The 6292-nt window shown below is 74.0% G+C and carries 9 protein-coding genes; 2 read left to right on the forward strand and 7 right to left on the reverse strand.

Annotated elements, in window-relative coordinates; genetic code table 11:
- Positions 1–60 precede the first annotated feature (60 nt).
- A complete protein-coding gene (locus CBZ_RS15020; protein ID WP_130782322.1) occupies positions 61–1560 on the reverse strand; it encodes an NCS2 family permease in 1500 nt (499 codons plus the stop codon).
- Between the two features lie 146 nt (positions 1561–1706).
- Here CBZ_RS15020 and CBZ_RS15025 point away from each other — a divergent pair, with 146 nt between their 5' ends.
- Positions 1707–2348 (forward strand): arsenate reductase/protein-tyrosine-phosphatase family protein, encoded by a 642-nt coding sequence (locus tag CBZ_RS15025; protein WP_246013438.1) that lies wholly within the window; start codon positions 1707–1709, stop codon positions 2346–2348.
- 10 nt (positions 2349–2358) lie between these two features.
- Positions 2359–2760 (forward strand): hypothetical protein, encoded by a 402-nt coding sequence (locus tag CBZ_RS21380; RefSeq protein ID WP_174768684.1) that lies wholly within the window; start codon positions 2359–2361, stop codon positions 2758–2760.
- Positions 2761–2803: 43 nt separating this feature from the next.
- On the opposite strand, the gene CBZ_RS15035 is transcribed toward CBZ_RS21380, so the two are convergent.
- The 6 genes from CBZ_RS15035 to CBZ_RS15060 all read right to left on the reverse strand — a co-directional run.
- Positions 2804–3292, reverse strand: coding sequence for a hypothetical protein (locus CBZ_RS15035; protein WP_130782323.1), 489 nt, complete (start codon positions 3290–3292; stop codon positions 2804–2806).
- Complete coding sequence (locus tag CBZ_RS15040; protein ID WP_130782324.1) at positions 3289–3651, reverse strand: response regulator; 363 nt, start codon at positions 3649–3651, stop codon at positions 3289–3291. The genes CBZ_RS15035 and CBZ_RS15040 overlap by 4 nt, the downstream gene beginning before the upstream one ends.
- 85 nt (positions 3652–3736) lie before the next feature.
- On the reverse strand, positions 3737–4204 hold the full coding sequence (locus CBZ_RS15045; protein WP_130782325.1) for a chemotaxis protein CheX: 468 nt from the start codon (positions 4202–4204) through the stop codon (positions 3737–3739).
- Positions 4201–4584: a response regulator gene (locus CBZ_RS15050; RefSeq protein WP_130782326.1), complete on the reverse strand. Its 384-nt coding sequence runs from the start codon at positions 4582–4584 to the stop codon at positions 4201–4203. Before CBZ_RS15050 ends, CBZ_RS15045 begins: the two co-directional genes overlap by 4 nt.
- Positions 4581–5597, reverse strand: coding sequence for a CheR family methyltransferase (locus CBZ_RS15055; protein ID WP_130782327.1), 1017 nt, complete (start codon positions 5595–5597; stop codon positions 4581–4583). Before CBZ_RS15055 ends, CBZ_RS15050 begins: the two co-directional genes overlap by 4 nt.
- The coding region (locus tag CBZ_RS15060; protein WP_130782328.1) for a CheB methylesterase domain-containing protein at positions 5594–6292 on the reverse strand (699 nt) is incomplete at its 5' end. The genes CBZ_RS15055 and CBZ_RS15060, both read right to left, overlap by 4 nt.

Raw genomic sequence — 6292 nt, forward strand, 5'->3', positions numbered from 1 at the left:
CGCGACGGCCGGGTCCTCCCGCAGGAGGACCCGGCCGTCGCGCGGGTCGAGCCGGTCTGATCAGATCCCGAGGGCCGTCTTGATCGGGCCCAGCAGGAAGTACGCGACGAACAGCACCGCGGCGCCCCACATGAGCGGGTGCACGAGCTTCGCCTTGCCGACCGCGAGCTTGATGACGACGAACGAGATGACGCCCGCGCCCATGCCGACGGTGATCGAGTAGGCGAACGGCATGAGGATGATCGTGAGGAACGCCGGGATGGCGACCTCCCAGTTCTTCCAGTCGATGCCGCTGACCTGCATGACCATGAGGAAGCCGACGACCACGAGCGCCGGGGTCGCGGCCTCGAACGGGATGACGTCGACGAGCGGCGCGAGGAACGTCGCGAGCAGGAAGCCGACACCGGTCGTGATCGCGGCCAGACCCGTGCGCGCACCGTCACCGACGCCCGCGGCGGACTCGATGTACGACGTGTTCGACGAGACCGAGCCGGCACCACCGGCGGCCGCGGCGAGCGAGTCGACGATGAGGATCTGCTTGGTGCGCGGCGGGTTGCCGTCCTTGTCGAGCAGGCCGGCCTCGCCACCGATGGCGACCATCGTGCCCATCGTGTCGAAGAAGTCCGCGAGCAGCAGGGAGAACACCAGCAGGACGACGGCGACGACGCCGATCTTCTCGATCGAGCCGAACAGCGAGAACTGGCCGACGAGCGAGAAGTCGGGGGTCGCGACGATCTGGTCGGGGATGGCGGGGACGTTGAGCTTCCAGCCCGTCGGGTTGGACCCGTCCGGGGTCGAGGCGCCGACCTTGGTGACCGCCTCCACGATGATCGCGAGGACCGTGGCGGTCGCGATCGCGATGAGGATCGCGCCCTTGACCTTGCGGACCATGAGGACGATCGCGGTGAGCAGGCCCACCGTGAACACGAGCAGCGGCCACGAGCCGAGGGACCCGGCGATGCCGAGCTCGACGGGCGTCGCGAGGCTCGCCGGGATGCGCACGAAGCCCGCGTCCACGAGGCCGATGAACGCGATGAACAGGCCGATGCCGACGCTGATGGCCGTCTTCAGCTCGATCGGGACGGCCTTGAAGACCGCCTCGCGGAAGCCGGTGAGGACGAGCACCAGGATGATGAGGCCCTCGAGGACGACGATGCCCATCGCGTCCGGCCACGTCATGCCGGGCAGGAACGCGATGGAGTACGTGACGACCGCGTTCAGGCCGAGGCCGGCGGCGACGGCGAGCGGGAAGTTCGCCACCGCGCCCATGAGGATCGACATGACGCCCGCGACGAGCGCGGTGGTCGCCGCGACGGCCGCGAGGTTCGGGGCGTCACCGCCGCCGAGGAACGCGCCGTTGCCGCCGTCGGACTGGACGGTGCCGATGATGAGGGGGTTGAGCACGATGATGTAGCTCATCGTGAAGAACGTGACGAGGCCGCCGCGGATCTCGGTGCCAACGGTCGAGCCGCGCTCCGTGATCTTGAAGTAGCGGTCGATCGCGTTGCGCGGTGGGGCAGGTCGCTCGGCCTGCGCGGAGGGGGCGCTGGGGGAAGCCATGCGCGCATCGTAGGAGAACGGTCGCGGCCGCCGAGGGGCCTTCCGGCGTGGCGCAACACAACCGTCACACGACGTCCCGCGGACGGGTGCCGCGGCGCGCGGGCGCGGCGTCCGGCGGCGGGCCCGCGACCTGCATGATGGTGGCCGTGACCCCCGTCCCGGAGCCCTCCGACACCTCTGCCGACGCGCCCGCGCGTGTGCGCGTCCTCACGGTCTGCACCGGCAACATCTGCCGCTCCCCCGCCGTCGAGCGGCTGCTCGCCGCCGGCCTGGGCGGCATGTACCGGGGGCAGGACGGTGCGCTCGCGCCGGGCGGCGTCGAGGTCGGCTCGGCCGGCACGCGGGCGGTCGTCGGGGCGCCGATGAGTCCTCAGATGGCGGCGCTCGTCGCCGGGCGCGGGCTCGACGCCGACGCGTTCGACGCGCGCCAGGTCGACGCCGCGACCGTCCGGGACGCCGACGTCGTCCTCGCGCTGACCCGCGCGCACCGGTCGGCGCTCGTCGAGCTCGTGCCCGCCGCCGTGCGGCGCACCTTCACGCTGCTCGAGCTCGCGCGGCTCGCCCCGCTCGTCGACCCGGAGCGGCTGGCAGCCGCCGGTGCCACACCCGCCGAGCGGCTGGTGGCCCTCGTGCCGCTGGCCGCGGCACAGCGCGGACGGTTCGACGCGACCCCCGAGGACGACGACGTCACCGACCCGATCGGCGGCTCCGACGCGCTGTACGCGCGCGTCTTCGCGCAGATGGCCGACGCGGTCGACGTGGTCGTCGGCGTCGTGGGCCGGTCGTAGGCTCGTCGTCGTGCCGTCCCTCCTCGACCAGCTCCTGCACCCCGAGCGCACCCCGCCGGCGCCTGTCGCGGTCGACCTGCGGCGCGTGCTGCTGGTCGGGACCGCCGTCTGGCTGTCCGCGCTGGGCGTGACGGCCGTGCTGGCGTGGACGGGGGCGGCCACGTGGACGCCCGCGATCGTCTGCGCGACCGGCGTCGTCATCGGGCTCGGTGCGACGGCCTGGGCCCGGGGCCGCGGGGCACCCGCGAGCGCACCCGCGGCCGCGTCCACCGGCACGGCGGGCACTGCGGGCACGGCGGGCACCGCCACGACGACGACGGCGGGAGCCACGGGCGCCGGCACCGCGGGCGCGACGACGTCGGGCCCCGCACCGACGGACGGCACGGGGCCCGCGCACGGGACGACCGCCTAGGCGAGCCCGCACGGGCGCGGCACGGGCCGCGCCCGTCGACCGGTCAGATCACGAGCAGCGAGAAGCCGCCCTTGCCGTACCCGGCGACGTCGACGTCGAGGTCGCACCGCCGCACGAACGCCGGCACCCACTTCGCGACGTCGGCCGGCAGCGGGTGGCCCGGCTCGTACACGGTGTCGAGCCGCACGTGCGGCGCGCCCTCCGCGTTGAACAGCGACCCCATGACGTTGAGCACCTCGCTCGCGTTCTCGAGCAGGCCCGCGGGCAGCCCGCCGTGGTCGACGGCCTGCTGCGCCATCCGCACCGGGACCAGGCCCAGCGCGGCACCGACGTACGCGGCGAGCGCCACGTCGAACAGCACGATCGCCGCGACGGCGTGCTGGTCGTCGAGGTACACCCCGACGAGGCACCCGTCGCCCTTGGCGGGGTCCTGCATCCCGGCACCCGTGAGGACCTCGACCTCGCGGCCGACGAGGCTCTCCAGCAGGTCGCGCACGTCGAGCGCGGCGGCGAGGGGGGTCAGCGCGCTCATGCGAGCACCGGCTCGATCACCTCGCGGAACGCGTCCGCCGTGAAGGGCTTCGCGATGAGGAACAGCGCACCCGCGGCGTCGGCGGTGGCCCGCATCTCGGGCGACCCCTCCGACGTCACGAAGCCGAAGGGCGTCTCGAAGCCCTCGGCGCGCAGGTTCTCCAGCAGCTCGATCCCGGACACGTTGGGCATGTTCCAGTCGGACAGGACGACGTCGGGCTCGTCGGCGCGGACCGCCGCGAGGGCCTCGGCGCCGTCCGACGCCTCGCGCACGTCCCAGTCGTACCCGGCCTGACGCAGCGTGCGGATGACGATCTGGCGCATGACGCGGCTGTCGTCCACGACGAGGACGCGGATCATGAACGGCTCCTTCCGAGGGGGCCGCGCCGGGCGGTGGTTCCCGGGACGGCAGGGGTGGTGCAGGGTGCGGGGTGCGCGGCGGTGCTCATCCTCCGGCCCCCGGGAGCAGGACCCACAGCTCGACGACGATCGCCCGGCCCCGCCACGACAGGGCGAGCTCCTGCACGCGCAGGGCCCCCTCGAGGACGGGCACGGTGTCCGCCACGGCCGGCAGGCCGAGCTTGGCGGCGTCGGGCATGAGGGCCTTGATGTTGCCGCCGACGACGTTGGCGAGCTCGCCGAACGCGTCGACGAGGTCGTCGTGCGAGACCTCCTCGTCCTCGCCGAGGCCCAGCAGGGCGCGGGCGAGGTCGTGCGCGGTGACGGTGGCGGTCGTGAGGACCGCACGGCCGCTCAGCTCGCCGAACAGGTCGACCCAGGCGTGGACGGGGGCCTCGACGTCGGGCGTCGGTCCGTCCCAGGCGTTGAGGTGCCCCTCCTCGCCGTCGATCATCGACGAGAACACGTCTCGGGCGATGAGCAGGACCTGGTCGGTCGCGACGTCGGTGCTCATGCGGTCTCCTCCAGCGGGACGAGGCCGAGCAGGTCGAGCTTGGCCCGGAGCTCCTCGGCGGTGAACGGCTTGATCAGGTACTCGTGGGCGCCTGCCGCGAGGGCGCGCACGATCTGGGACTGCTCGGCCTCGGTCGTGACCATCATGAGCGTCACGGACCGCAGGTCGCGGTTCTTGCGGACGTGCCCGACGAGCTCGAGGCCGTCCATCACGGGCATGTTCCAGTCGACGGTCACGAGGTCCACCGCGTCGCCCTGCTGCAGCGCGTCGAGTGCCTCCTGACCGTTCTCGGCCTGGGAGGTCTCGTACCCGAGGCCCTCCAGGATCTTGGCGACGATGCGGCGCATCGTCCGTGAGTCGTCGACCACGAGTGCTCTCATCGGCTCTCTCCTCGGACGGGTGCGGACAGGTGGGAGGGGCGGGCGGTGGGCAGGAACGCGGCGTGCGCGGCGGAGGGGACGACCGCCGGCACGGTGCCCGTCGTCGTGAACGGCGACGGGACGGTCGGCGTCGGCACGAGCGGGGCGCGGGCCGGCGTCGGCAGGAACGGCCGGACCGGGGACGTCGTCCCGGCGGCGCCGGTGAGCGCGCGGTAGACCGCGCCGCGCGCGACGGGCACCCGCTCCCAGCCGTCGTCGAGGCCGATGGTCGTCTCCGCGGCGCCGAGCACGAGGTAGCCGCCGGGCCGCATGGCCGTCAGGACGCGGTCCAGGACGGCCTGCTTGACCGGCAGGTCGAAGTAGATGAGGACGTTGCGCAGGAACACGACGTCGAACCCGCCGCCGAACGGCGGGGACTCGAGCAGGTTGTGCCGCAGGAACGTGACCTGCCGGCGCAGGTCCTCGCGGACCCGCCAGCTCGTGCCGTCGGCCTCGAAGTGGCGCACGAGCATCGCCGACGGCAGCCCGCGGTTGGTCTCGAGCCGCGAGTACACGCCCTGCGCGGCGCGGTCGAGGACGGCCTGGTTGAGGTCGGTCGCGACGATCTCGACGGACGTCTCGGGCCCGACGGCGTCGGCGAGCGTCATCGCGATCGAGTACGGCTCCTGCCCGGTCGAGCAGGCCGCCGACCACACGCGCATCCGCGGCAGGCCGCCGGGGCGGGACCGCAGCGCGGGCACGATGTCGTCGGCGAGCGCCGTGAACGGCGAGCCGTCGCGGAAGAAGGACGTCTCGTTGGTCGTGAGCGCCTCGACGACGGCCTGCACGTCGGCGGGCCGCTCGATGCCGCGGATGCCGCGCACGTACGTGTCGACCCGCGCGTGGCCGGCCTCCTGCGCGAGCGGCAGGAGGCGCGACTCGACCAGGTACTCCTTCCCGGTGTCGAGCTGGATGCCCGCGCGTCGCTGGACGAGGTCGGCGACGTAGGTGAACACGTCGGGGGCGAGGCTCATCGGGGTGCTCCGGTGGGCTGGGCGGGACGGGGGACGAGGATGTCGTGCAGGACGCCGGGGATGTCGTCGAGGGGGACGACGCGGTGCGCGAGCCCGGCGGCCGCCACCGCCCCGGGCATGCCCCACACGACGCTCGACGCCTGGTCCTGCACGACCACGGTGCCGCCGGCGTCGACGACCTCCGCACAGCCACCGCGGCCGTCGGCGCCCATCCCGGTGAGGACGACGGCGAGGATCTCGCCGCGCACGGCCCGCACGGCGGACCGGAACAGGACGTCCGCGGCGGGACGGCAGAAGTTGATGGGCGGCGCGTCGCTCAGCGCGGTGCGCAGCATGCCGGTGCGCGCGTCGACGACCAGGTGGCGGTCGCCGGGCGCGATGTAGACGTGCCCGGGCAGCAGCGGCTCGTCGTCGCCGGCCTCGACGACCGTCGCCGGCCCGAGCCGGTCGAGACGGGCCGCGAGCTGCCGCGTGAAGACGGGCGGCATGTGCTGGACGACGAGGACGGGCACGGGCGGGGGCTCGACGAACCCGCGCACCAGGCGGGACAGCGCCTCGGGGCCGCCCGTGGAGGACCCGACGACGACGAGCCGCACGGGGTGCGGCGCCGGCTGCGGCGGGGCGCTCACCCGGGCGGGGACCGGGGCGTGGCCGGGCGCGGTGCCCGGTGCGACGCCCGGCGCGGTGCCGAGCGG

Source organism: Cellulomonas biazotea (assembly GCF_004306155.1).
GTDB lineage: Bacteria > Actinomycetota > Actinomycetes > Actinomycetales > Cellulomonadaceae > Cellulomonas > Cellulomonas biazotea.

What these genes read in the sequence shown, in the direction of transcription:
- CBZ_RS15020 (WP_130782322.1), bottom strand. Translation starts at nt 1,560, where the DNA reads ATGGCTTCCCCCAGCGCCCCCTCCGCGCAGGCCGAGCGACCTGCCCCA.
- CBZ_RS15035 (WP_130782323.1), bottom strand. Translation starts at nt 3,292, where the DNA reads ATGAGCGCGCTGACCCCCCTCGCCGCCGCGCTCGACGTGCGCGACCTG.
- CBZ_RS15040 (WP_130782324.1), bottom strand. Translation starts at nt 3,651, where the DNA reads ATGATCCGCGTCCTCGTCGTGGACGACAGCCGCGTCATGCGCCAGATC.
- CBZ_RS15045 (WP_130782325.1), bottom strand. Translation starts at nt 4,204, where the DNA reads ATGAGCACCGACGTCGCGACCGACCAGGTCCTGCTCATCGCCCGAGAC.
- CBZ_RS15050 (WP_130782326.1), bottom strand. Translation starts at nt 4,584, where the DNA reads ATGAGAGCACTCGTGGTCGACGACTCACGGACGATGCGCCGCATCGTC.
- CBZ_RS15055 (WP_130782327.1), bottom strand. Translation starts at nt 5,597, where the DNA reads ATGAGCCTCGCCCCCGACGTGTTCACCTACGTCGCCGACCTCGTCCAG.